This is a genomic window from Pseudarthrobacter sp. TAF60_1, from assembly GCF_052113505.1.
Classification (GTDB): domain Bacteria; phylum Actinomycetota; class Actinomycetes; order Actinomycetales; family Micrococcaceae; genus Arthrobacter.
The window spans coordinates 163,483-186,189 of record NZ_JBFRDI010000001.1 but is presented as its reverse complement, the minus strand read 5'-3'; the positions used below and the strand labels follow the sequence as shown (position 1 = coordinate 186,189).

Sequence of the window (22,707 nt, the reverse complement as noted above, 5' to 3'; positions counted from 1 at the left end):
CCGGGGACGACAACAGGGCGACGTACAGTTCAGGGCGATATCGTGGAGACGAGCCGACCGAAAGAAGCCGCCCCTGTGTTGAACAAACGCCTCGCCACAGCCCTGACGGTATCCGCGCTCGTCGCCGGCACCACTGCCTGCGGGGCGCCTGCCCAAACTCCGCCATCCCAAACCCCGCCATCCCAATCGTCACCTTCCCAAACGTCACCGGCAACGGCCACCGGGGCTGCCGGTTGGGCCCTCGATCCCGCCGCGGGCGGTGCACGGATCAAGGCTGCCGGCCTGGAGATCCTCAACGCTGAAGGCACAGCCGAGCACTATCACGCCCACTTGGACGTGTTTGTTGATGGCAAGCCCATCACGGTCCCGGCTGATATCGGCTTCAGTTTTGGCGCGGGCGGGCAGGCCAACGGAATCTCGGCCCTGCACACCCACGACACCACCGGCATCATCCATATCGAAGCACCCACCTCCGGCGTGAAGTACAGCCTCGGCCAGGTTCTTCGGGAATGGGGTGTCCTCGACGGGTCAGACACCACCGGCGCGCCGCACGGCGGAACCGGTGGCTGGAGCGTTTACGTCAACGGCTCAAAGCAGGATGGTCCCGTGACCGACGTGGTGCTCAAAGCGCATGACGAGGTGGTGCTTTCCTTCGGTGCGGCGCCCTCACCGCTGCCGGGCACTTATACGTTCCCCGCCGGTCTCTAGGCGGTTCCGGGATTTCGCCCCAGGGTTCGTAGCACCAGGCTCAAGCACCGGGCCGAGGTGGTCGAGCCTGTCGAGTGCGCGCCCGTGAGCTGGCTCACACCGTTGCAACCTGCCTGCAACCTTCACACTCCTACGCTGAATCCAACGGCGGCCCCAGGAACAAGGCCGCCTCATGCACAGCAAAGGAGCTAGCAATGACTGTTTACGCCCAGCCCGGAACCGAGGGTTCAAAGGTCACGTTCAAGGACCGCTACGAGAACTGGATCGGCGGCGAGTGGGTTGCCCCCGTCAAGGGCCAGTACTTCGAGAACATCACACCCGTCACCGGCAAGGTCTTCTGCGAAGTGGCCCGCGGCACCGCGGAAGACATTGAACTGGCACTGGACGCGGCCCACAAGATCGCACCGTCCTGGGGCAAGACCTCCGTCGCCGAGCGCGCCGCGGTCCTGAACAAGATCGCCGACCGCATCGACGAGAACCTCGAGATGCTCGCCGTCGCCGAATCCTGGGACAACGGCAAGCCCATCCGGGAGACCCTGAACGCGGACATCCCGCTCGCCGCGGACCACTTCCGCTACTTCGCCTCGGCCGTCCGTGCCCAGGAAGGCCGGCTTTCCCAGCTCGACGACGACACCACCGCCTACCACTACCACGAGCCGCTCGGCGTCGTGGGCCAGATCATCCCGTGGAACTTCCCCATCCTGATGGCCGTCTGGAAGCTCGCCCCGGCCCTGGCCGCCGGCAACGCCGTGGTCCTCAAGCCCGCCGAGCAGACGCCGTCGTCCATCCTCGTCCTGATGGAACTCATCGGTGACCTCCTGCCCGCCGGCGTGCTGAACGTGGTCAACGGATTCGGCGTCGAAGCCGGCAAGCCGCTGGCCTCCAGTCCCCGGATCCGCAAGATCGCCTTCACCGGCGAAACCACCACCGGACGGCTCATCAGCCAATACGCCAGCCAGAACCTCATCCCGGTCACCCTGGAACTCGGCGGCAAGAGCCCCAACATTTTCTTCAACGATGTTGCGGCGGACACCACCGACGCCTTTTACGACAAGGCCCAGGAGGGCTTCGCGCTCTTCGCCTTCAACCAGGGCGAAGTCTGCACCTGCCCGTCCCGTGCCCTGGTCCAGGAAGACATCTACGACTCCTTCATGGCCGATGCCATCGCCCGGGTGGGGAAGATGATCCAGGGCAACCCGCTCGACACCGAAACCCAGGTGGGCGCGCAGGCCTCCAACGACCAGCTGGAAAAGATCCTCTCCTACATCGACATCGGCAAGCAGGAGGGCGCCAAGGTGCTCATTGGCGGCGGCCGCGCGGAGCTTCCCGGCGACCTGGCCGGCGGCTACTACGTCCAGCCCACCGTCTTCGAGGGCCACAACAAGATGCGGATCTTCCAGGAGGAGATCTTCGGCCCGGTGGTCTCCGTGACCCGCTTCAGCGACTACAACGACGCCATGGGCATCGCCAACGACACCCTCTACGGCCTCGGCGCCGGCGTCTGGTCCCGGAACGGCAACGTGGCGTACCGGGCAGGCCGCGAAATCCAGGCAGGCCGTGTCTGGGTCAACAACTACCACGCCTACCCGGCGGGTGCCGCCTTTGGCGGCTACAAGTCCTCAGGCATCGGGCGTGAAAACCACTCCATGATGCTGGACCACTACCAGCAGACCAAGAACCTCCTGGTCAGCTACAACGAGAACAAGCTCGGCTTCTTCTAAGCCCTGCCGGGGCGGGCGGCCGCCGGCCGCCCGCCATCCCCTCACCACCGCTCCGCCCTGCCCTCACAACGCTAAGGATTTCGCCAATGACGACGACAATGCACGCAGCAGTAGTAACCGAATTCGGCAAGGATCTCCAGATCCAGGAGCTCGCCATTCCCACACCGGGGCCGGGGGAAGCCCTGGTCAAGGTCCTCACCACCGGGGTCTGCCACACCGACCTCCACGCAGCGGAGGGCGACTGGCCGGTCAAGCCGACGCCGCCGTTCATTCCCGGCCACGAAGGCGTGGGCGAAGTGGTGGCCCTCGGTGAGGGCGTCACGGACCTCGCCGTCGGCGATCTGGTCGGAAACGCCTGGCTCTGGTCCGCCTGCGGCGACTGCCAGTACTGCCGCACGGGCTGGGAAACACTCTGCGAGGCGCAGAAAAACGCCGGATACAGCGTGGACGGCTCGTTCGGCGAGTACATGCTGGTGGATTCGCGCTTCGCCGCGCGCATCCCTGCCGGTTCGGACCCCGTGGAAGTGGCACCGGTCCTGTGCGCAGGCGTCACGGTCTACAAAGGCCTGAAAATGACCGAGGCCAAACCTGGCCAGTGGGTCACCATCTCGGGCATCGGCGGCCTGGGGCACATCGCGGTCCAGTACGCGGTGGCCATGGGACTGCGGGTTGCCGCCGTGGACATCGCGGACGACAAACTCGCCCTCGCCAAGGCCCATGGTGCGGAACTGACGGTCAACGCCCTGCACGAAGATCCCGTCGAAGTCATCCAGCGCGAAACCGGAGGTTGCCATGGAGTCCTTGTCACCGCAGTGCACCCGTCCGCGTTCGGACAGGCGATCGGCATGGCACGCAGGGGCGGGACGATTGTGTTCAACGGCCTGCCGCCGGGCGACTTCCCGGCGCCAATTTTCGAGATTGTGCTCAAGGGCCTGACCGTCCGCGGTTCGATCGTCGGCACCCGGCAGGACCTGGAGGAAGCGCTGGATTTCTACGCGCAGGGCAAGATCCACCCCACAGTTTCGGTGCGGGAGCTCGGGGAAATCAACGCAGTCCTTGATGAAATGAAGCATGCGAAGATCGACGGCCGCGTGGTGCTGAGGTTCTGATGCCCAACAACAGGCTCGACGCCGCGGTGACGCTGCCCGGGGAGGATTTCTCCCGGGTGGCGCTCACCGCGGAGGCGGTGGAACTGCTGCAGAAACTTTGGCGCCAGCACGGGCCGCTGATGTTCCACCAGTCCGGTGGCTGTTGCGACGGGTCCTCACCCATGTGCTTTCCTGCCGGCGAGTTCATCACGGGCGATTCAGACGTGTTGCTGGGGCTCTTCGATATCTCGGACGGGCTCAAGCCGGAGCCGCTGGAGTTCTGGATGTCCCGGGAGCAGTTCGAATACTGGAGCCACACGCATCTGACGGTGGATGTGGTGGCAGGCCGGGGGAGCGGCTTCTCGGTTGAATCACCCGAAGGCAAACGTTTCCTGATCCGGTCCACCCTGATGGATTGGCCCGTCTAGTCGGTTCGACAGGAAAGCCCTTGAGGTCCTCGAAAAGGAGGCCCTCGAGGGCTTTCCTGCATTATCTTCGGCATCCATGCCGTCTCACCATGCGGAACAATTCCGACCGTCCAGTGGATGGACGGTAAAGTTGATAAGTCTGTTTCCTACACTATTCAAGATTGTGGAACCACTTATGAACCTTCTCCGGACCAAATCCATCGAGCAGTCGATCGCCGACGCCGACGAACCCGGACGCAAGCTCAAGCGGTCGCTCAGCACTTGGGACCTGATGATCATGGGTGTCGCTGTTGCCGTCGGCGCCGGCATTTTCTCGGTTGGTGCCAAGGCCGCTGCCAACTTCTCCGGCCCGGCCGTGACGGTCTCCTTTGCCATTGCCGCCGTAACGTGCGCCCTGGCCATCATGTGCTACGCCGAGTTCGCCACCGCCATTCCCGTTGCCGGGTCAGCGTACGTCTTCACGTACGCCACCATGGGCGAAGTGCTCGCCTGGATCATCGGCTGGAACCTGATCCTGGAACTCTTCACCGCCGCAGCCGTCATCGCCAAATACTGGGGCATCTACCTCAGCAATGTCTTCGCGCTTATGGGTGCGGACGTGCCCCCGGCCCTGAACATCGGCGGCGTGGACCTCTACTGGGGTGCCTTCCTGATCGTTGCCATCTTCACCGTGCTCCTGGTACTGGGCACCAAGCTCTCCGCCCGCGTGGGCAACGTTTTCACCCTGATCAAGATTGCCGTCGTGCTCTTCGTGATCGTGGTGGGCTTCACCTACGTGAAATTCGAGAACTACAGCCCGTTCGTCCCGGCGGCTGAGCCCACGGCCGGCGGCAGCGCGGATGTCCTCAAGCAGTCGTTCTTCGGCTTCCTCACCGGCGCCGTGCCCGCGCAGTACGGCACGCTGGGCATCTTCGCCGGTGCTGCCCTGGTCTTCTTCGCCTTCATCGGCTTTGACGTGGTGGCCACCTCTGCTGAAGAAGTCAAAAACCCGCAGAAGACGCTCCCCCGCGGCATCTTCGGCGGACTTGCCGTGGTGACCCTGCTCTACATCCTGGTGTCCCTCGCGCTCACCGGCATGGTGTCCTACACGGATCTGGCCGCCGCCAAGAACCCCACCCTCACCACCGCCTTCGAAGCTGTCGGCAACACCACCGCGGCCAAGGTCATCGCCTTCGGCTCTTTGGTGGGCCTCACCACCGTCATCATGGTGCTCCTGATGGGCCTGTCCCGCGTGGTGCTCGCCATGAGCCGCGACGGCCTGCTGCCGCGGTCCCTGTCCAAGACCAGTGACAAGCGTTCGACGCCGGTGCGCCTCCAGGTGATCTGCGGCGCCGCCGTGGCCCTCGTGGCGGGCCTGACCAATGTGGATCTGCTGGAAGAAATGATCAACATCGGCACGCTGTCGGCGTTTGTCATGGTCAGCCTGGGCATCCTGGTGCTGCGCAAGAAGCGCCCCGACCTGAAGCCGTCCTTCCGCGTGCCGTTCGGCAAGGTCCTGCCCATCGTTTCCGCCGTGCTGTGCCTGTACCTGATGACGAACCTCGCCGTGGAGACGTGGATCTTCTTCGCCGGTTGGCTGGCGATCGGTCTCATCATCTACTTCGCCTACGGCCAGAAGCATTCACGCCTGAATGAGAAGTTCGCCGCAGCAAAGTCGGCAGTCGACGGCGCACCCGAGAAGGAACTCGCGTCACGCCTGTAGCAGCACCCCTCGCGCAACTGCACACTACGCACCCGGCCACCCACCAGTGGCCGGGTGCTTTTTTGTGCTGGAGACGTGTTGTGATGTGCGCAATATGCGCTATATAGTCGTCGTGGAAGTTTTCGGGATACCGTCCCGATAATCGGAATGTGCTGAGGCACTAAACAGAATGGTGAACTCGTGGCTGAGAACGATGTTGTTCGCAGTAAATCGGCTGTCCTTGGCCCCCAAGCCAACGGGGCAGCAACCGGAAGCGCCGATAAGGCGCCCGTCCGCAGGGCCGCATGGGCCGGCCTCATCGGCACCGCCCTGGAGCAGTACGACTTCGTGATCTACGGAACTGCTTCGGCGATCATCTTCAACAAGATTTTCTTCCCCAACGTGGACCCCGCCATCGGCATCATCGCCGCGTTCGGCGCCTACGCCGTCGGCTTCGGTGCCCGCCCTCTGGGTGGCCTGTTCTTCTCCAAGTACGGCGACCGGCTGGGACGCAAATGGGTTCTGGTCGCCACGCTCTTCCTGATGGGCATCGCCACGTTCGCCATCGGCCTCCTGCCCACGTACGGCCAGGTGGGCGTCTGGGCCCCCGTGTTGCTGGTCATGTGCCGCTTCCTGCAAGGTTTTGGCGCAGGCGCTGAGCAGGCAGGCGGCGTTGTCCTGGTCGCGGAAACGGCTCCCAAGGGCACCCGCGGGCGCTATGCCTCGCTGGTCTTCGTGGGTGCGGCGGCCGGTACGGCACTCGGCGCCGTGGTCTGGATCCTGGTACAGCTGATGCCCACCGAAGCACTCGAGGCCTACGGCTGGCGGCTGGTCTTCTTCTCCTCGATCTTCGTCACCATCGCCGCCTACGTCATCCGGCGCAGGCTGAAGGAATCACCGGTCTTCGAGGAAAAGAAAGAGGAGATCGAAGAGGCCATCCGCGCCACACCTGTGGCGGATGTGGTCAAGAACGGCCGCGCCGGCCTGTTCCGGGTCTTCTTCATGAACGTGGGCGCCAACGCGCACTCATACATCTTCCAGGTCTTCCTCGGCTCCTACCTCATCACCCAGCTCAAGATCGACGCGACGTTCATTCCCAAGGTCCTGCTGGTGGGCGCACTCTTCGCCTGCATTTCCGCATACGCCTTCGGCACCATGTCCGACCGCTTCGGCCGCCGCCGGATGTACCTCATCATCACTGCGTTCCTCTTTGTCTTCCCCGTGCCCGCCTTCCTGCTGCTGAACACCGGAAACCTGTTCCTGATCTCCCTGGTCATTGTGCTCGGGTTCATCTTTGCCGCCCAGGGATCCGTCGGCGTGCAGGCGGCCTACTTCCCTGAGCTCTTCGGATCGCGCTACCGTTACGCGGGCGTCGCCCTGGGCCGTGAGTTCTCCTCCGTCTTCGGCGGAGGCATCGCGCCGCTCATCTGCTCGGCCCTGGTCACCGCCTTCAGCGGCTCCTGGATCCCGGTCGCCCTCTACATGATGTTCATGATGGGCATCAGCCTGGTCACCACCATCAAGGCCCCCGAAACCGTTGACCGGGACCTGCTTACCGAAGAGGACGCGAAGTAATGCCTGCCGCCCCCATCCGGGTCGTCATCACCGATTGCGACCACGACTCCATTGCCATCGAGCAGGGCGTTGCCGATGCCGCCGGCGTGGAACTCGTGCTGGCCCAATGCCGGACCGAGGACGACGTCATCGCGGCCGCTGCCGGAGCGGACGGAATCGTGGTCCAGTACGCCCCCATCACGGACCGCGTCCTGGCGGCACTGCCGCAGCTCAAAGCCATCGGCCGTTACGGCGTGGGTGTGGACACCCTCGACGTCGGGGCAGCCACCGCCCGGGGTGTTGCGGTGTGTAATGTGCCGGACTACGGGACCGAGGACGTCAGCGACCATGCCGTCGCCCTCGCCGTCAGCCTCGCCCGGGGCATCACCCGGCTGGACCGTGGCCTGCGCCGCGGGGACCACTCGCTGCTGCCCGTGCAGCCGCTGCACCGGATGTCAACCCGCGTCTTCGGCGTGGTGGGCCTGGGCCTGATCGGCGCGGCCACCGCGCGCAAGGCTAAGGGGCTCGGATATGAGGTCATCGGGTCTGACCCGCTCGCCGAGATCGGGACGACGACGGCGGGTGGAGTCGCCGTCGTCGAGTTCGAGGAGCTGATCTCCCGGGCAGATGTGGTCTCCCTGCATGTTCCGCTGAACAGCCACACGCATCACCTGATCAACGCCGATGTCCTTGCGCAGATGAAACGCGGCGCGGTTTTGGTGAATACCTGCCGTGGCGGCGTGGTGGACACGCATGCGGTGGCCGATGCCCTGGCCGCCGGTCACCTCTACGGCGCCGGACTCGACGTGTTCGAGGTGGAGCCGCTGCCTCTGGACAGCCCGCTGATCGGCTGCGAAAACGCCGTCCTGACCCCGCACGCCGCCTGGTACAGCGAGGAATCGTACGCGGAACTTAAGCGCCGTACGCTCGAGAACGTCCTCGAAGTCTGCGCCGGACGGATGCCTCGCAACGTCCTCAACGCGGGAGTGCTGGTATGAGCGCCGCCGTGGTGAGCGACACCATGCGCGCCGCCGTGTGGACGGCGCCGGACACCATTGAGCCGCGGACGCTGCCGCTGCCTGAAATTCCGGCGGGCTGGGCGCTGGTCCGGACAGAAATGACCGGGCTGTGCGGCAGCGACTTTTCCATCCTGCACGGGACGCACCCCCGCGCCCAAGCTCCGCTGGTCATGGGCCATGAGATCACGGGCATCGTGGAGGTTGCTGCCGAAACCGGGCCGGCCGCAGGCACCCGGGTCACGGTGGAACCCCTCATCCACTGCGGCGAATGCCATCCCTGCGCCGGCGGGGACACACACGTCTGCCGCTCGCTGAAGCTGTACGGCATCGACGTCGCCGGTTCCCTCGCCGAATACGTGGCACTGCCGGCGTCCGCCCTCATCCCCGTCAGCGATTCCGTCCCCCTCGAGGAGGCCGCGCTGGCCGAGCCGCTGGCCGTGGCTGTCCATGCGGTTTCCCGTTCCGGCCTGGCCGGCGGGGAACGGGTGGTGGTCTTCGGCGCGGGGCCCATCGGCATCCTGACGGCCTTGGTGGCACGCCATCAGGGCGCGGGCAGCGTCCTGATTTCGGAGCCCTCCGAAGCCCGCCGCCAGGTGGCCGGGGAGCTCGGGTTCGCCACGGTGGCGCCTGGCGAGGATCCGGTTCAGTCCGTCCTCGCCGCCACCGGCGGGGACGGTGCCGACATTGTGTTCGACTCCGCGGCGCACCCGTCCGTGGCGGCCCTGCTGCCGCGGGCCGTCCGGGTTCGCGGCACTATTGTCCTGGTGGGCGTTTACAAAAAGCCGGTGGAACTCGACCTCCAAGCCCTAACATTCGCTGAGAACACCGTGGTGGGCGTGCGGGTTTACACCCGGACAGCCGTGGAACGCGCAGTGGAGCTCATCGAAAGCCGTGAACTCGGGCTGGACCGCATCCCCACCCAGGTCTTCGCGCTCGAGGACACAAGCCAGGCCTTTGACCAGGCAATGGCCTCCGGCCGGGTCTTGAAAGTTTTCGTCAGCCCAGACGCGGCACCCGCCGCGACTATCCAGGAAAGTTCATGAATCACACAGTAGAGAAATCGCCGTTTGACCTTGGCGGCAAGACAGCAGCCGTGACCGGCGCCTCGCGGGGAATCGGCCTGGGTATTGCCCTCGGGCTGGTCAATGCCGGCGCCAATGTGGTGGCCCTCCAACGCGGTCCGCTGGCCCCCGAACTGGCAGCCGCCGCGGAGGAGGTAGGAGTCAGCGCGGCCGCGGTGCACGTTGACCTGGCCAGCGAAGAGTCCGTTGCAGCCGCCACCGAGGAAGCCCTGACGGGCCGCCAGGTGGACATCCTGGTCAACAACGCAGGAACCCAGATCCGGCATGATGCCACCGAATTTCCGTTGTCCGATTTCGACCGCGTGATGGCGATCAATACCCGCGCCGTGTTTCAGCTGTGCCAGGGCTTCGGCGCCCCGATGGTGGAGCGCGGCGGCGGAAAAATCATCAACCTGGCGTCCCTCCTCACCTTCCAGGGCGGCCTGCGCGTTCCCGCGTATGCCGCTTCCAAGGGCGCGGTGGCGCAGCTGACCAAGGCACTGTGCAACGAGTGGGCCCCCCGCGGAGTGAACGTCAACGCTGTTGCTCCGGGCTACATCGCTACTGACATGAACGAGGCACTGCTAGCGGACGCCCAGCGCCACGAACAGATATCCGTGCGTATCCCGGCAGCCCGCTGGGGCACCGGGAGCGACCTCGCCGGGGCGGTGGTGTTCCTGGCGTCGCCTGCTGCGGACTACATCCACGGCGTTGTCCTGCCTGTGGACGGAGGGTGGCTGGCCCGATGAGCGAACTTCAGAGCCCTCCCGTCTCAGCCATCCTCCAGGCCAACCCGGTGGTAGCTGTCCTCCGCGCCCGGCACGCCCGCGAGTACGCGCCCGTCATCGAGGCCCTCGTCCGGGGAGGTGTGCACTCCATCGAACTGACCCTCAGTACTGACGGTGTTTTTGACCTCCTGCCCGGCCTCAAACGGCAGTTTGGCGCCGACGCGGAAATCGGCGTCGGAACGGTCACCTCCGGGGAGCAGGCCCTCCAGGCGCTCGACGGCGGCGCGGACTACCTCGTGACCCCCGCCATGGTCACTGACGTGGTGCGGGCCGCGGTGGAGGCCGGAGTGCCTGTCTTCCCTGGCGGGCTGACGCCCACCGAACTGCTCACCGGCATGCAGGCCGGGGCAACGGCCGTCAAGCTGTTCCCCGCCTCCACAGTGGGTCCCGGTTACCTCGGCCAGCTTCGCGGACCCTTCCCGACCATGCGGGTCATTCCATCCGGCGGAATCGGCATCGAGGACGCCGCTGACTGGATCGCAGCAGGAGCCCTCGCCGTCAGCCTGGGCGGCCCGCTGCTCCGCGATGCGTTCTCCGGCGGTGACCTCGGCGCCCTCACCGAACGTTCCCGGCAGCTGAGTGCCCTGGTGGCGGAAGCCGTCCAGGCGAGGGGCGCGCGGTGACTTTTACCGACGTGGTCACCCTCGGAGAGACGATGGGCCTCATGAAGGCCGAGACACCCGGTCCGTTGGCCCAGGTGTCCTCGCTCAGCCTTGGCATGGGCGGTTCTGAAAGCAATTTCGCCATCGCTCTCCGCCGCCTGGGTACCTCGGTCACCTGGGTGGGCCGCGTTGGCGATGACAGCCTCGGCGAACTCGTCCTGCGCGAGCTTGCTGCCGAAGGAATCGTGGTGGACCCGCTGCGCGACGCGGCAGCACCCACAGGCCTCATGATCAAAGAGCGTCGCACTATGGACCAGCTCAAGGTCTGGTACTACCGGTCTGGAAGCGCAGGTTCGCGGCTGGCCCGGGAGGATATCCCGGCCGAGCGGATTGCCAACGCCAAACTCCTGCACCTCACCGGGATCACCCCTGCTTTGTCGCCGTCCGCAGCGCAGGCCGCCCAATACGCGCTCGAAGTTGCGCGGGAGGCCGGAGTCAAAGTTTCCTTCGATCTCAACTACCGGGCCGCACTCTGGTCCGCGGAAGAGGCAGGAGGGATTTTTCGGAGCTTCATCGCCCAGGCGGACGTCGTGTTTGCCGGCGACGACGAAGCGGCCATCGCGGTGGGGCCAGCGGAGGACTCTCTGGAGCTTGCCCGCCGCGTTGCCGCCCTGGGGCCCCGTCAGGCCGTCATCAAACGCGGGGCTGCAGGCTGTGCCGCCGTCATCGACGGAGTGGAATTCAGTCAGGACGCCGTCCGGGTCAACGCCATCGATACCGTGGGCGCCGGCGACGCGTTCGTGGCCGGCTACATTTCGGACCTGCTGGCGGGAGCGTCCGTGGAGGAGCGGCTGCTCACGGCGGTCCGCACGGGCGCCTTCGCCTGCCTGGTACCGGGCGACTGGGAGGGGATGCCGCGCCGGCACGAGCTTGCCCTGCTGGACGCCACTGAACCGGTGGCACGCTGACGCCTGCTTGTTGTGTGGAAGGGCCTGGAACTGCGCGGAAGTGCTAGATCCAGGCCCTTTCGAATCCTGGCGGCAGACAGCGGCTGAGCTCCGGCTGGACCTCCCTGAGCTGGGCCACGAGGGAGCGGATCCGCTCCTCGGTCATGTAGACGCTGGGAGCAGAGATGGAGACGGCCGCGGCCACCTTACCCAGGAGGTCGGGAATGGCGATGGCAACGCAGGTGATCCCGAGTTCATTTTCCTGGTCATCAAGGGCGTACCCCTCGGTCCTGACCCGGTCCAGCACCGCCTGGAACGCGGCAGCATCCTGGATTGACCGTGGTGTAGCAATCGCTGCGGTATCGAATGCCTTGACGGCTTGGTCATTGCTGAGCTGGGCCAGCAGGGCTTTGCCCATAGCGGTGTTCTGGGCCCGCAGCCTTGCTCCCGGGCGGGACGCCATCTCGATGCCTCGGTGTCCGCGGGCCTTGGCGAGGTAGAGGACGTCGTCGCCGGTGAGGATGCCCAGATGGGTGGTGTCCTGCGTGGTCTTGGCTATGTCCGCGAGGATGGACTGCACGGTGTCGGGAAGGCTGATGTTTGCCTCGGCCTTCGTGCCGAGCTCCAGCAGCTTGATGCCCAGGTGGTAGCTGTGGTCAGGCTGCTGGCTAAGGTACCTGCCGGCGACCAGAGAGGTAAGCATGCGGTGGGTGGCGGAGCGGCTGAGTCCTGAGGCCTTGGTGATGTCCTCGAGCCTGTGTGCACCGGCAGCGACGTGATCTATCAGGCTGAGTCCGCGCTCCAGTGTGCGGGCTCCGACGGGATTTGCTTCCATGTTCACATTGTCCCATGTATAGGGAGTCGTCCCACCTACAGGAATTTCCTAGGACGGATAGGCCGAGGAACTTTCCGTCGCCGGGAGGCTGCCTGTTCACGGCGCGGCATGCCGCCCCACCCAGTCAACCAGGGGCCGCAGCTGTTCCCACAGCGTGGCGATCTCCTGTGCAGCCGCCGGGGAGGAGACCCATTCCGGCTGGCCGAGTTCGGTGCCGGCCGAGAGCGATTTGTGCTTGAGCAGTTCCGCCCTCGGATGCGCCCGGTCGTAACCGCGAGGCACAGTCTTCAGTTTCTCGCCCTCCACCGCAAACCCTGCGGACACTATGCCGTCCACGATGTGCCGCAGCGATTCACCGGTGCCCGAGGCATCCACCGAATTCCGGAACCTCGCCAGCTGCGCCGGGGTATGGGAATGGTAACCCCCGCCTACCAGCAGTCCGTCCGCGCTCACTTGAAGGTAGTACCCCACGCCCTCCTGGGCTGACGCGAAGGCGCCCTGGGCGGTCTTATAGGGGGACTTGTCCTGGGAGAACCTGACGTCCCGGTTGGGCCGGAAGATCTTCGCGGGACCGAACCGTGGCTCCAGTTCAGCCAGCAGGGCGCTCAGAGGATCCCGGACCAGGTTCGTGTAGCTGTCCTTGTGCTCCAGCCACCACTCCCGGTTGTTGTTGTCCTCAAGCTCGGCGTAGAACTCGAATGCTCCTGCGGGGATGCCCTGAAATGTACTCATTCAGTGATCCTAGGCAGGGGACCCGGGCGCGAGCCAGAGCCGGCCGCGGCTATGTGGAAATCGTCATTTTCATCCACACGCCTGTGACGCACCGTGACCCTGTCCACCATGCGGTCGCTTACGTATCATGAGGATAACAATGGGCCGATCTGGTTGACCCTTCAACGTCCGGTGACAGAGACTTTCCTTGAACGTCTGTTCGGACTGCGAACAGAGTTGGCTTGGGGGCGTATCTCACTCCCAATGCACATCACAAAGGAGTGAACATGAAACGTCGTAGCGTTATCGCGGTACTCGCTGCAGCATCCGTCCTGGGCTTGTCAGCCTGCGGGTCCGGCTCTCCGAGTTCCACCGGAGGCGGCAGCGCATCCGCCGGTGCCACCGGAGGCGGCGATCTGACGAAGGTCAGCGTCGGGGTCATCCCGATCGTCGACTGCGCACCGATCTATCTGGGCGACAAAAAGGGCTTCTTTAAGGACGAGGGCCTGCAGTTGGACATCCAGACGGCAACCGGCGGTGCAGCAATCGTCCCCGGCGTGGTCAGCGGAAGCTTTGACTTCGCCTTCTCCAACCTGATCTCCGTGATGGTGGCGAAGGACAAGGGCCTGGACCTGAAGTTCGTGGCCAACGGCGCCTCGACCACCGGTGAGAAGGGCAAGGACGTCGGCGGCGTCGTCGTCCCCGCCGGGTCGAGCATCAAGTCCGCCAAGGACCTCGCCGGCAAGACGGTCTCCGTGAACAACCTCTCCAACATTGGGGACACCACCATCAAGTCAGCTATCGAAAAGGACGGCGGCGACCCCTCCACGGTGAAATTTGTGGAGGTGGCCTTCCCGGACGCGCCCGCAGCCCTGGCCAACAAGCAGGTCGATGCCGCCTGGATCCTGGAGCCGTTCATGTCCAAGGCCGTCGCCGACGGCGGAACCGTCGTCGACTGGAACTTCGTGGACATGAGCCCGAAGCTGGACATCGCCGGCTATTTCACCAAGTCGGACACCGTCAAGAACAAGCCCGAGCTGACGCAGAAGTTCACCCGGGCGATGAACAAGTCCCTCGAGTATGCCCAGGCCCACCCCCAGGAAGTCCGTGACATCGTGGGCACCTACACCAAGATCGACGAGGCCGCCCGGTCCAAGATGACGCTGACGCACTGGACCGTCGACTTCAACAAGGACGCGTTCAAGACCCTCGGTGATGCCGCCACCAAGTACGGCACGCTGTCCAAGGCTCCGAACGCTGGCGATCTGCTCCCGTGAGTTCCAGCACCCTGGCCTCCGGCGGTCCCGTCTCCAGCGCGGGACGGGACCGCCGGTCCGGCCGCAAACTACCCACTAAACAGCTGCTCGGGCTGGCCGGAATTCTAGGATTCCTGGCAACCTGGGAACTCATTCCCCGGCTGGGCATCATCAATGAACGCTTCCTCCCGCCGGCCAGCGAGGTCATCCTGGCGCTGGTTCGGGATTTTGGCCTCACCGCATTCTGGGTGTCGGTCGGCGAAACCATGACGGCCTGGTTCCTGGGCCTGGTCATTGCCGTCGCCCTGGCGGTGCTGCTGGGCTTTATCATCGGCTCCAGCGACTTCCTGAGGAAGGCCACGAACTCCACGGTGGAATTCCTGCGTCCCATCCCTTCGGTGGCCCTGATTCCACTGGCGGTGCTGCTCTTCGGCGTAAAGATTGAATCGTCCCTGATGCTGATTACCTATGCCGCCTTCTGGCAGGTCCTCATCCAGGTCCTCTACGGCGTGGCCGACATCGACATGGTGGCCAACAACACCGCCAAGACGTACGGCCTGGGCCGGATGGCGCGGATCCGCTACGTCGTTTTCCCCACCGCCCTGCCGTACCTCATGACGGGCGTCCGTCTCGCCGCCACAGTGGCGCTGGTCCTCGCCATCACGGCCGAACTGGTGATCGGCTCGCCGGGGCTCGGCCGTGAAATCGCGCTCGCCCAGTCCGGCGGCGCCATCTCGGGCATGTATGCCTTGGTGCTGGCCACCGGCCTGATTGGGGTGCTGATCAACGCGGTGATGCGGTTCATCGAGAAGAAGACCCTGTCCTGGCACTCCTCCGTCCGTTCCGAGGTGATTGTATGAAATCCCTGAAGTCCCTCGGCTACGTTCTGGCGCTGCCGGTTTTGTTGGTTCTGCTCTGGTGGGCCTCAACCCTCGGCGCGGTGAACTTCTTCGTCCCCACCCCGGCAACCCTGGTCGCCAAGTTCGGCGAGGTCTGGTTCGGCCCGCGCTTCTTCAGCGACGTGCTGCCCAGCCTTGGACGGCTCTTGGTGGGCGTGGTCGCGGCGATCATCATCGGCGTCGTCGGCGGCGTCCTGATCGGCTCAGTCAAATGGCTCCGGGCGTTGTTGGAACCCACGCTGGAATTCTTCCGTGCCATCCCGCCGCCTGTCCTGGTCCCCGTCCTGATCCTGCTGATGGGCATCACGGACTCCATGAAGGTGGCGGTGATCATTTCGGGCTGTGTCTGGCCAGTTCTGCTGAACACTATCGAAGGTGTCAGGGCCGTGGACGGGGTACTCTCCGATTCGGCCCACACCTACGGCATCGACGGCTGGGCCCGCGTCAAGTACCTCGTGCTGCCTTCCGCCAGCCCGCAGATCATGGCCGGCGTGCGCCAGTCACTGTCCCTCGGGCTGATCCTGATGGTCATCTCAGAAATGTTCGCCTCGTCCTCTGGGCTCGGCTTTACCATCGTCCAGTTCCAGCGGTCCTTCGCCATTCCGGAAATGTGGTCCGGCATTGTGGTGCTCGGCCTGCTGGGTGTGGCCATGTCGTTCATCTTCCAGTGGGCCGAGCGGAATATCCTGCGCTGGTACCACGGCCAGAAAGAGGTAGAAAATGCAGCCTGACCCAGCCCCGGCGGCAGCCGGGCAGACACCGCCAGCCGGGCGGACACCGCCTTCAGGGAAGACTCAGCCGGAAGCGATGCTCTCCGTCCGCGGCCTGAAGAAGGTGTACCAGACCGACGGCGGCGATATCGAGGCGGTGCGCAACCTGACCTTCGACCTGCGCGCCGGCGAGCTGGCCTGCCTCGTGGGTCCCTCCGGCTCCGGAAAGACCACGCTCCTGAAGTGCATTTCCGGGCTGATGGCCCCCACCGAGGGCGAGGTGCTCCTGGACGGCAAACGCGTCTCGGGTCCGCCGAAGAAGATGGCCGTGGTCTTCCAGGAATACGGCCGGTCCCTGTTCCCGTGGATGCGCGTCCGGGAAAACGTCGACCTGCCGCTGAAGAACCAGGGCGTGCCCAAGGCTGAACGCGACAGGCTCGTGGACGAGGCCCTCGAGGCCGTGGGCCTGGCCCACGTCCCGCGCTCCTACCCGTGGCAGCTCTCCGGCGGTATGCAGCAGCGCGTGGCGATCGCCCGAGCCATCGCTTACCAGCCCGAGGTGTTGCTGATGGACGAGCCCTTCGCCGCAGTGGACGCACAGACCCGGGCGGACTTGGAGGACCTGATCCGCACGATCTGGAAGAAGTTCGGGGTGACGGTTCTGTTCGTGACCCACGACATCGACGAATCCGTCTACCTCGGCGAACGCGTCATCATCCTGTCTTCCTCGCCCACCGTGGTCCAGGAGGACATCGCGATCGACCTCCCGGTGGACCGTGACCAGTTGGAGACCCGCTCGCTGCCCCGCTTCACGGAGCTCCGCCACCACGTCTACGAGCAGATCCAGCTCGCCAAGAAGGGCCACCGCCCGGCGGCGGCAGGTTCAACCGCCGGCTGAACCCCCGGCTCGGCGACGCGCGCCCACCCTCACCGCACGAAACAAAACACCCCGCCACGGACAGTCCGTGGCGGGGTGTTCTGGTTCTGCGCAAGACTGATCAGCCGACCTTGTTGGCAGCCTCAGCGTCGGATGCAACGGCGCCGGTGCCCAGGTTGGCGCGCAGCTTGGCGCCGAGTTCGGCGTCCACGTTGGTCCAGTACTGGATGGCGCGTTCCTTGATCTCAGCGGACTTCACGCCGCCCACAGCACCGGTGATGGTGTCCAGCAGGCGCGCCTTGGCGCCGTCGTCGAACACCTCGCGGTACAGCGTGCCGGCCTGGCCGAAGTCACCGTCTTCGGCGTGCAGGGAGTGCGCGGAGATGGTGAGCTCTCCGTCGTTCTCCCAGCCGCCTGCCGGGGAAGCCGGCTCAACAGGAGCGGGGCCGCCGACGGAGTTCGGTGCGTATACCGGAACGGACGGGGCGTTGAAGTGGTAACGCCCGGCGCCGTCCTGGCTGTAGTTGTTGACCTGGCTCTTGGGCAGGTTCACCGGGAGCTGGGCATGGTTGGTGCCCACGCGGTAACGGTGTGCGTCGGCGTAGGAGAAGATGCGGGCCTGCAGCATCTTGTCCGGCGAAGCGGCGATGCCCGGCACGAAGTTCGACGGCGCGAAGGTGGCCTGCTCGATCTGCGCGAAGTAGTTCTCCGGGTTCTTGTTCAGCTCCATGGTGCCCACGTGGATCAGCGGGTAGTCACTGTGCGGCCACACCTTGGTGAGGTCGAACGGGTTGAAGCGGTACGTCTTGGCGTCCTCGTAAGGCATGACCTGGACGTGCAGTTCCCAGGACGGGAAGTTGCCTTCGGCGATGTTTTCCTGCAGGTCGCGGATGTAGAAGTCGGCATCCGAGCCGGCCAGTTCCTCGGCCTGGTCGCCGGTCATGGCCTTGACGCCCTGGTTGGACTTGAAGTGGTACTTGACCCAGAAGCGCTCGCCCTCGGCATTGATCCACTGGTAGGTGTGCGAGCCGTAGCCCTGCATTTCACGCCAGGAAGCCGGCAGACCGCGGTCGCCCATGAGCCAGGTGACCTGGTGTGCGGACTCGGGGGACAGGGTCCAGAAGTCCCACTGCATGTCGGCGTCACGCAGGTGGGTGCCCGGGAGGCGCTTCTGGGAGTGGATGAAGTCCGGGAACTTGATGCCGTCGCGGATGAAGAAGACGGGGGTGTTGTTGCCCACGAGGTCGTAGTTGCCCTCGGTGGTGTAGAACTTGACGGCGAAGCCGCGGGGATCGCGCCAGGTGTCGGGGGAGCCGCTTTCGCCGGCAACGGAGGAGAAGCGGATCAGCATGTCCGTCTCAACACCCGGCTGCAGGAAGGCTGCCTTGGTGTACTTGGAGACGTCCGAGGTGGTCTTGAAGGTACCGAAAGCGCCGCCGCCCTTGGCGTGCACAACGCGCTCCGGCACGCGCTCGCGGTTGAACTGAGCGAGCTTTTCGATCAGGTAGTGGTCAGTCAGGATGATGGCACCGTCGGCACCAACTGACTGGGAGTGCGCGTCGGACGTGACGGGGGCACCTGACTGGGTGGTTGAAATGGCAGTCATTGTTCTCCTATTTCTCGATTACTTGGGTACGTTCAGAAGGAAGTTGTTGGGACTGCTGGCAGTCCTGGCAGATGCCCTGGTACATCACATCAGCAATCTGGATGGTCATGGGCTTCGCATTCTCATCCCAGTGCGGCGTGAGGCAGGGTGCATGCCCGACGGCGCATTCCACGTCCTCCACGCGGCCGCAGCTGATGCAGATGGCGTGGTGGTGGTTGTCCCCGACGCGCGTCTCGTACAGGGCGGGGGAGTGCGGCGGCTCGAAGCGGCGCAGCATGTGCAGCTCCGTCAGGTCCCCTAGTACCACGTAGACGGACTGTGCGGTGAGCTCCGGAAGCTCAGCCCGCGCTGCCGCGAGGATGCTCTCCGCCGGTGAATGCGGGTGGTGTTCGACGGCGGCAAGCACGGCGAGCCGCTGCTTGGTCACGCGGCGGCCGTGGGACCGCAGGGCAGCAGCCCATGCATCGTGGCCGCCTAGGTGTTCCGTCATGCCTCCAGTATGGCACTTATTATGAGCTCGTCATAATAAGGCTTGGTTAACACTTGGCAACGAAAGGAATTCCTCAAGGGGGTTTACGGCCTCGCCCGCCGAGCGGCCCAAGGCGTGGACTTCGAGCCGCCCGGCGCCCGGATCCGGTACCACGCAGCTCAGCCCCGCGACCCCGGGGCGGTCTGTCAGTTCCTGCACGGAGGCCGCCAGCGCAAGGAGGACCCCGGGTGTCAGAGCCCCGTCCGACGCCGGTGACAGAGACGCCGGGGACAGCGACGCCGGGGAGAGGACAGTATGGTGCCGCCCGGCCCTCACCTCAGGAGTCCTCGACAGTATCTCCGGGAGGGCGTCCTCAAGACGGGGGTCAGGCTCCGCGGAGCGCTTCACAGCCGAGCGGCGCAGGGCGGCGCGCAGGCCGTCGTCGTAATTGAGGAGCTCAACCGGTGCCACCGGCACGCGCCGCTGCGTGGGAAGCAGCAGCTGTTCGCCCGGGGTGACCGGTTCGCCGTCCCAGCGTCCGAACAGGTGGAACGTGGGCGTGGAGGACTCCACCTCAGGCTCGCCGATCGCGGCGCCGATGGGGTGCCATTGGTGTGCAAACATCACGGTGCAGCGCGTGGCGCCAAGCACCTCCGTGAGGGCCTGGCGGGCGGCGCTGTGGCAACGGAGCCAGTCGGTGGCCGAACGGAGATCGAAGGCGATGGCGGGGTTGGTGAGCCGGATAAGGACGTGCCCTGCGGTCAGCGCGGTCCGGGGCCGGGCAATCTCCCAGATGTCCGATGCGTAAAGAAGCCGCCTGGATAGATTCATGGCCAACTCCTTCCCCGCCTGAGGATACCAAGCGTGCAGGACTTCCGGGCGGTGAAGTCCCTATTAGGGTTGCGGGGTGGGGAAATTACTGGCCGACATCACACCGCTGCGGGAGAGCCCGGCGTTCCGCCGACTCTGGCTGGGGTCCGCCGTGGCCGCCGTGGGCAGCCAGCTCACCCTGGTTGCCGTCAGCCTGGAGGTCTACCGGCTCACACAGGACAGCTTCTATGTAGGCCTGCTCAGCGTCTTCGCGCTGGTGCCGCTGGTCATCGGCGGGCTGCTGGGCGGCTCCATCGCCGATTCCCACAACCGCCGCACGGTGGTGCTGCTGGCCAGTTCAGTCCTGTGGCTCACCACCGGCCTGATCGCCCTCCAGTCCTGGCTGCAGCTGGGAAACGTCTGGATCCTCTACCTCCTGGTGGCGCTCCAAAGCGGTGCCCAGGCCATCAACCAGCCGGCGCGCAGTGCCATCATCCCCACGCTCATCCGCAAGGAGCTGCTTCCCGCAGCCAACGCGCTCAACATGATCACGTTCGGCTTAGCCATGACAATAGGGCCGCTGCTGGCCGGCGTACTGGTGGCCTGGGTGGGCTTCGGCTGGACGTACACCATCGACCTCCTTTGCTTTGTGTTTGTCCTGTGGGCCGTCTTCCGCCTGCCGTCGGTTCCTCCCTCCGGGAACGCGGGCAGGGCGGGGATCCGGTCTGTGGTTGAAGGTTTCCGCTTCCTGGGCACCCGGCCAAACCTGCGGATGACGTTCATCATCGACCTCGTGGCCATGATCCTGGCCCAGCCGCGGGCGCTGATGCCGGCTATCGGCGCGCTGATGATCGGCGGCGGTGAGTCAACGGTGGGCATCCTGCTGGCCTCCACCGCCGTGGGTGCGTTCCTGGCCGGCCTTTTTTCCGGACCTCTCGGTCGGGTCCGGTGGCAGGGGAGCGCGGTGGTGTGGTCCGTCATGGGATGGGGCGCCTCCATTGCCGGCTTCGGTGTGGTGGTGCTCCTGGCGGGACGGACGAACGACGGCGGCGCCACGCTTTGGCTGGTGCCCGCTGCCTTGTGCTGTGCCCTCGCCGGCATCGCAGACTCCATCAGCGCTGTCTTCCGCAACACCATCCTGCAGGCGGCCGCCCCGGACCATCTGCGCGGACGGCTGCAGGGAGTTTTCATTGTGGTGGTGGCCGGCGGGCCCCGCGTGGGCGACCTGCTGGCAGGTGGCGGGACTAAGATTTTGAGTGAGGGCTGGGTCCTGCTTTTGGGCGGGGCGTTGTGCGTGCTGGTGGCGTGGCTGGTCTCTCAGCTGCAGCCGGGTTTCCGGAAGTACGACGCCCATAGTCCGGTGCCGTAAGCCCGGCCTTTGCTGGGGCGACATGGAGGAGTGGGGACGTGCACAAGCACTACAACGGATTGAAGACTGCAGCGCTTTTCGGGGTGCTCTGGGCCGTGCTTCTGGGGCTGGGCGGCCTGATCGGGCTCAACACACGAAGCGCGGCACCCATCTGGATCATGGCCCTGGTGGGGGTGGGCACCACGGCCTACGGCTACTGGAACAGCGACAAGATCGCCATCCGCTCCATGCAGGCCTACCCCGTGACTGAGGCCCAGGCGCCGCAGCTTTATCAGATCGTCCGGGAACTCTCGGTCCGGGCAAACCAACCGATGCCGCGCATTTATCTGTCGCCCACCATGAACCCCAATGCGTTCGCCACGGGCCGGAACCCCAAGAACGCGGCCGTCTGCTGCACCGAAGGGATCCTGCAGCTGCTCGACGCCCGGGAACTGCGCGGGGTCCTGGGGCACGAGCTGATGCACGTGTACAACCGGGACATCCTTACCTCCTCGGTGGCTGCGGCCGTCGCCGGCGTGATCACCTCCGTGGGCCAGATGCTGCTCTTCTTCGGTGGCGACCGGCGCAACTCCAATCCGCTGGCCATGCTGGCCATGGCGCTCCTGGCACCCTTCGCGGCCTCCCTGATCCAGTTGGCCATCTCCCGGACCAGGGAGTACGACGCCGACGAAGATGGTTCGCAGCTCACCGGCGATCCGATGGCGCTCGCCTCAGCCCTGCGCAAGATCGAACAGGGTGTGCGGATTGCGCCCCTGCCGCAGGATCAGAAGCTGGTTAACACTTCCCACCTGATGATCGCCAACCCGTTCCGCGGCGGCACCATGACCAAGCTGTTCGCCACGCATCCGCCCATGGGGGACCGGATCACCCGGCTGGAACGGATGGCGGGCCGGCCCCTTAACTGACGCTGACCGGTCAGGCGGGGCGCCGCCGTCGTCCGCGTCCTAGCTGCGGAAGTTGACGAACTGCAGGTCGGCCTCGTCGAAGTCCTTGAGCAGCGCCATGACCGCCTGAAGGTCATCGCGGGACTTGGAGGAGACGCGGAGTTCATCGCCTTGGATCTGGGATTTGACGCCCTTGGGGCCCTCGTCCCGGATCTTCTTGTTGATCTTCTTCGCCAGATCCTGCTCGATGCCTTCTTTGATGGAAGCTTCCAGCCGGAATTCCTTGCCGGAGGGGAAGGGTTCGCCGGTGTCCAGGGACTTCAGCGAGATGCCGCGGCGGATCAGCTTGGACTGAAGCACGTCCAGCACGGCGAGGACCCGCTCCTCGGAGTTGGCCTTCATCAGGATCTTCTCGCCGCTGAAATCAACCTCGGCGCCCACACCTTTGAAGTCGTAGCGCTGGGTCAGTTCCTTTTGCGCCTGGTTCAGCGCGTTGGCCACTTCCTGCTTGTCCACTTTGCTTACGACGTCGAACGTTGACTCGCCTGCCATGACTCTCCTTGTGCTGATGGTTGCCCTCGCATTGGCTCCGGAGGGCGTTGATCTCTGCATTCCAGCCTAATACGGATGCCCTAGCGCTGGCACGGATCGATTCACAGTTCCCTCATAGCGGACGCTCGGCGG

Annotated in this window: 23 protein-coding genes; 17 read left to right on the top strand and 6 right to left on the bottom strand. The window is 65.2% G+C overall.

Annotation, left to right across the window (positions count from 1 at the left end):
* Positions 1–75 precede the first annotated feature (75 nt).
* The 11 genes from AB4Y73_RS00940 to AB4Y73_RS00890 all read left to right on the top strand — a co-directional run bounded on the left by AB4Y73_RS00940 (position 76) and on the right by AB4Y73_RS00890 (position 11,618).
* The gene (locus AB4Y73_RS00940) at positions 76–708 is read left to right on the top strand and encodes a hypothetical protein (protein WP_441867405.1); all 633 of its coding nucleotides are present in this window, start codon (positions 76–78) and stop codon (positions 706–708) included.
* A 194-nt stretch (positions 709–902) separates the two neighbouring features.
* Entirely contained in the window at positions 903–2,429 is a 1,527-nt protein-coding gene (gene exaC / locus AB4Y73_RS00935; RefSeq protein ID WP_441867402.1) for an acetaldehyde dehydrogenase ExaC, read from the top strand.
* A gap of 86 nt (positions 2,430–2,515) precedes the next feature.
* Entirely contained in the window at positions 2,516–3,538 is a 1,023-nt protein-coding gene (gene adhP / locus AB4Y73_RS00930; RefSeq protein WP_441867399.1) for an alcohol dehydrogenase AdhP, read from the top strand.
* The gene (locus tag AB4Y73_RS00925; RefSeq protein ID WP_441867396.1) at positions 3,538–3,945 is read left to right on the top strand and encodes a DUF779 domain-containing protein; all 408 of its coding nucleotides are present in this window, start codon (positions 3,538–3,540) and stop codon (positions 3,943–3,945) included. The genes adhP and AB4Y73_RS00925 overlap by 1 nt, the downstream gene beginning before the upstream one ends.
* Positions 3,946–4,120: 175 nt before the next feature.
* Entirely contained in the window at positions 4,121–5,647 is a 1,527-nt protein-coding gene (locus AB4Y73_RS00920; protein ID WP_441867393.1) for an amino acid permease, read from the top strand.
* Between the two features lie 180 nt (positions 5,648–5,827).
* On the top strand, positions 5,828–7,201 hold the full coding sequence (locus tag AB4Y73_RS00915) for an MFS transporter (RefSeq protein ID WP_441867390.1): 1,374 nt from the start codon (positions 5,828–5,830) through the stop codon (positions 7,199–7,201).
* Positions 7,201–8,178 carry a C-terminal binding protein gene (locus AB4Y73_RS00910; protein WP_441867387.1) on the top strand — a complete coding sequence of 326 codons (978 nt, stop codon included), beginning with the start codon at positions 7,201–7,203 and terminating at the stop codon, positions 8,176–8,178. The genes AB4Y73_RS00915 and AB4Y73_RS00910 overlap by 1 nt, the downstream gene beginning before the upstream one ends.
* Positions 8,175–9,242, top strand: a complete 1,068-nt coding sequence (locus AB4Y73_RS00905; protein ID WP_441867384.1) for a zinc-dependent alcohol dehydrogenase — start codon at positions 8,175–8,177, stop codon at positions 9,240–9,242. The genes AB4Y73_RS00910 and AB4Y73_RS00905 overlap by 4 nt, the downstream gene beginning before the upstream one ends.
* Positions 9,239–10,009 (top strand): SDR family oxidoreductase, encoded by a 771-nt coding sequence (locus tag AB4Y73_RS00900; RefSeq protein ID WP_441867381.1) that lies wholly within the window; start codon positions 9,239–9,241, stop codon positions 10,007–10,009. The genes AB4Y73_RS00905 and AB4Y73_RS00900 overlap by 4 nt, the downstream gene beginning before the upstream one ends.
* Entirely contained in the window at positions 10,006–10,671 is a 666-nt protein-coding gene (locus AB4Y73_RS00895; RefSeq protein WP_441867378.1) for a bifunctional 4-hydroxy-2-oxoglutarate aldolase/2-dehydro-3-deoxy-phosphogluconate aldolase, read from the top strand. The genes AB4Y73_RS00900 and AB4Y73_RS00895 overlap by 4 nt, the downstream gene beginning before the upstream one ends.
* Complete coding sequence (locus AB4Y73_RS00890; RefSeq protein ID WP_441867375.1) at positions 10,668–11,618, top strand: sugar kinase; 951 nt, start codon at positions 10,668–10,670, stop codon at positions 11,616–11,618. Before AB4Y73_RS00895 ends, AB4Y73_RS00890 begins: the two co-directional genes overlap by 4 nt.
* A 43-nt stretch (positions 11,619–11,661) precedes the next feature.
* On the opposite strand, the gene AB4Y73_RS00885 is transcribed toward AB4Y73_RS00890, so the two are convergent.
* Both AB4Y73_RS00885 and AB4Y73_RS00880 read right to left on the bottom strand, forming a co-directional pair.
* The gene (locus tag AB4Y73_RS00885) at positions 11,662–12,432 is read right to left on the bottom strand and encodes an IclR family transcriptional regulator (RefSeq protein ID WP_441867372.1); all 771 of its coding nucleotides are present in this window, start codon (positions 12,430–12,432) and stop codon (positions 11,662–11,664) included.
* A 96-nt stretch (positions 12,433–12,528) separates the two neighbouring features.
* A complete protein-coding gene (locus AB4Y73_RS00880; protein WP_441867369.1) occupies positions 12,529–13,164 on the bottom strand; it encodes a DUF2461 domain-containing protein in 636 nt (211 codons plus the stop codon).
* 266 nt (positions 13,165–13,430) lie between these two features.
* Here AB4Y73_RS00880 and AB4Y73_RS00875 point away from each other — a divergent pair, with 266 nt between their 5' ends.
* From AB4Y73_RS00875 to AB4Y73_RS00860, 4 genes are read left to right on the top strand one after another with little or no spacing between them, the layout of a single operon-like run.
* A complete protein-coding gene (locus AB4Y73_RS00875) occupies positions 13,431–14,420 on the top strand; it encodes an ABC transporter substrate-binding protein (RefSeq protein WP_441867366.1) in 990 nt (329 codons plus the stop codon).
* Complete coding sequence (locus AB4Y73_RS00870) at positions 14,417–15,259, top strand: ABC transporter permease (protein WP_441867363.1); 843 nt, start codon at positions 14,417–14,419, stop codon at positions 15,257–15,259. The genes AB4Y73_RS00875 and AB4Y73_RS00870 overlap by 4 nt, the downstream gene beginning before the upstream one ends.
* Positions 15,256–16,029 carry an ABC transporter permease gene (locus tag AB4Y73_RS00865; RefSeq protein ID WP_441867360.1) on the top strand — a complete coding sequence of 258 codons (774 nt, stop codon included), beginning with the start codon at positions 15,256–15,258 and terminating at the stop codon, positions 16,027–16,029. Before AB4Y73_RS00870 ends, AB4Y73_RS00865 begins: the two co-directional genes overlap by 4 nt.
* A complete protein-coding gene (locus AB4Y73_RS00860; protein WP_441867357.1) occupies positions 16,019–16,906 on the top strand; it encodes an ABC transporter ATP-binding protein in 888 nt (295 codons plus the stop codon). Before AB4Y73_RS00865 ends, AB4Y73_RS00860 begins: the two co-directional genes overlap by 11 nt.
* Positions 16,907–17,006: 100 nt before the next feature.
* Here the strand turns inward: AB4Y73_RS00860 and AB4Y73_RS00855 are convergent, their stop codons facing one another.
* Genes AB4Y73_RS00855 through AB4Y73_RS00845 form a run of 3 tightly spaced genes read right to left on the bottom strand, consistent with a single transcriptional unit; the run spans position 17,007 to position 19,791 of the window.
* Positions 17,007–18,491, bottom strand: a complete 1,485-nt coding sequence (locus tag AB4Y73_RS00855; protein ID WP_441867354.1) for a catalase — start codon at positions 18,489–18,491, stop codon at positions 17,007–17,009.
* Between the two features lie 7 nt (positions 18,492–18,498).
* Entirely contained in the window at positions 18,499–18,981 is a 483-nt protein-coding gene (locus AB4Y73_RS00850) for a Fur family transcriptional regulator (RefSeq protein ID WP_441867351.1), read from the bottom strand.
* Between the two features lie 30 nt (positions 18,982–19,011).
* Positions 19,012–19,791, bottom strand: coding sequence for a hypothetical protein (locus AB4Y73_RS00845; RefSeq protein WP_441867348.1), 780 nt, complete (start codon positions 19,789–19,791; stop codon positions 19,012–19,014).
* Between the two features lie 76 nt (positions 19,792–19,867).
* On the opposite strand from AB4Y73_RS00845, the gene AB4Y73_RS00840 reads away from it, so the two are divergent.
* Positions 19,868–21,139: an MFS transporter gene (locus AB4Y73_RS00840; protein ID WP_441867345.1), complete on the top strand. Its 1,272-nt coding sequence runs from the start codon at positions 19,868–19,870 to the stop codon at positions 21,137–21,139.
* Positions 21,140–21,177: 38 nt separating this feature from the next.
* Positions 21,178–22,044: a zinc metalloprotease HtpX gene (htpX, locus tag AB4Y73_RS00835; RefSeq protein WP_441867342.1), complete on the top strand. Its 867-nt coding sequence runs from the start codon at positions 21,178–21,180 to the stop codon at positions 22,042–22,044.
* A 39-nt stretch (positions 22,045–22,083) separates the two neighbouring features.
* On the opposite strand, the gene AB4Y73_RS00830 is transcribed toward htpX, so the two are convergent.
* Positions 22,084–22,575, bottom strand: coding sequence for a YajQ family cyclic di-GMP-binding protein (locus AB4Y73_RS00830; RefSeq protein WP_190987400.1), 492 nt, complete (start codon positions 22,573–22,575; stop codon positions 22,084–22,086).
* Positions 22,576–22,707: the final 132 nt, after the last annotated feature.

What these genes read in the sequence shown, in the direction of transcription:
- exaC (WP_441867402.1), top strand. Translation starts at nt 903, where the DNA reads ATGACTGTTTACGCCCAGCCCGGAACCGAGGGTTCAAAGGTCACGTTC.
- adhP (WP_441867399.1), top strand. Translation starts at nt 2,516, where the DNA reads ATGACGACGACAATGCACGCAGCAGTAGTAACCGAATTCGGCAAGGAT.
- AB4Y73_RS00925 (WP_441867396.1), top strand. Translation starts at nt 3,538, where the DNA reads ATGCCCAACAACAGGCTCGACGCCGCGGTGACGCTGCCCGGGGAGGAT.
- AB4Y73_RS00920 (WP_441867393.1), top strand. Translation starts at nt 4,121, where the DNA reads ATGAACCTTCTCCGGACCAAATCCATCGAGCAGTCGATCGCCGACGCC.
- AB4Y73_RS00910 (WP_441867387.1), top strand. Translation starts at nt 7,201, where the DNA reads ATGCCTGCCGCCCCCATCCGGGTCGTCATCACCGATTGCGACCACGAC.
- AB4Y73_RS00905 (WP_441867384.1), top strand. Translation starts at nt 8,175, where the DNA reads ATGAGCGCCGCCGTGGTGAGCGACACCATGCGCGCCGCCGTGTGGACG.
- AB4Y73_RS00900 (WP_441867381.1), top strand. Translation starts at nt 9,239, where the DNA reads ATGAATCACACAGTAGAGAAATCGCCGTTTGACCTTGGCGGCAAGACA.
- AB4Y73_RS00895 (WP_441867378.1), top strand. Translation starts at nt 10,006, where the DNA reads ATGAGCGAACTTCAGAGCCCTCCCGTCTCAGCCATCCTCCAGGCCAAC.
- AB4Y73_RS00885 (WP_441867372.1), bottom strand. Translation starts at nt 12,432, where the DNA reads ATGGAAGCAAATCCCGTCGGAGCCCGCACACTGGAGCGCGGACTCAGC.
- AB4Y73_RS00880 (WP_441867369.1), bottom strand. Translation starts at nt 13,164, where the DNA reads ATGAGTACATTTCAGGGCATCCCCGCAGGAGCATTCGAGTTCTACGCC.
- AB4Y73_RS00875 (WP_441867366.1), top strand. Translation starts at nt 13,431, where the DNA reads ATGAAACGTCGTAGCGTTATCGCGGTACTCGCTGCAGCATCCGTCCTG.
- AB4Y73_RS00865 (WP_441867360.1), top strand. Translation starts at nt 15,256, where the DNA reads ATGAAATCCCTGAAGTCCCTCGGCTACGTTCTGGCGCTGCCGGTTTTG.
- AB4Y73_RS00860 (WP_441867357.1), top strand. Translation starts at nt 16,019, where the DNA reads ATGCAGCCTGACCCAGCCCCGGCGGCAGCCGGGCAGACACCGCCAGCC.
- AB4Y73_RS00855 (WP_441867354.1), bottom strand. Translation starts at nt 18,491, where the DNA reads ATGACTGCCATTTCAACCACCCAGTCAGGTGCCCCCGTCACGTCCGAC.
- AB4Y73_RS00850 (WP_441867351.1), bottom strand. Translation starts at nt 18,981, where the DNA reads ATGACGGAACACCTAGGCGGCCACGATGCATGGGCTGCTGCCCTGCGG.
- AB4Y73_RS00845 (WP_441867348.1), bottom strand. Translation starts at nt 19,791, where the DNA reads ATGAATCTATCCAGGCGGCTTCTTTACGCATCGGACATCTGGGAGATT.
- AB4Y73_RS00830 (WP_190987400.1), bottom strand. Translation starts at nt 22,575, where the DNA reads ATGGCAGGCGAGTCAACGTTCGACGTCGTAAGCAAAGTGGACAAGCAG.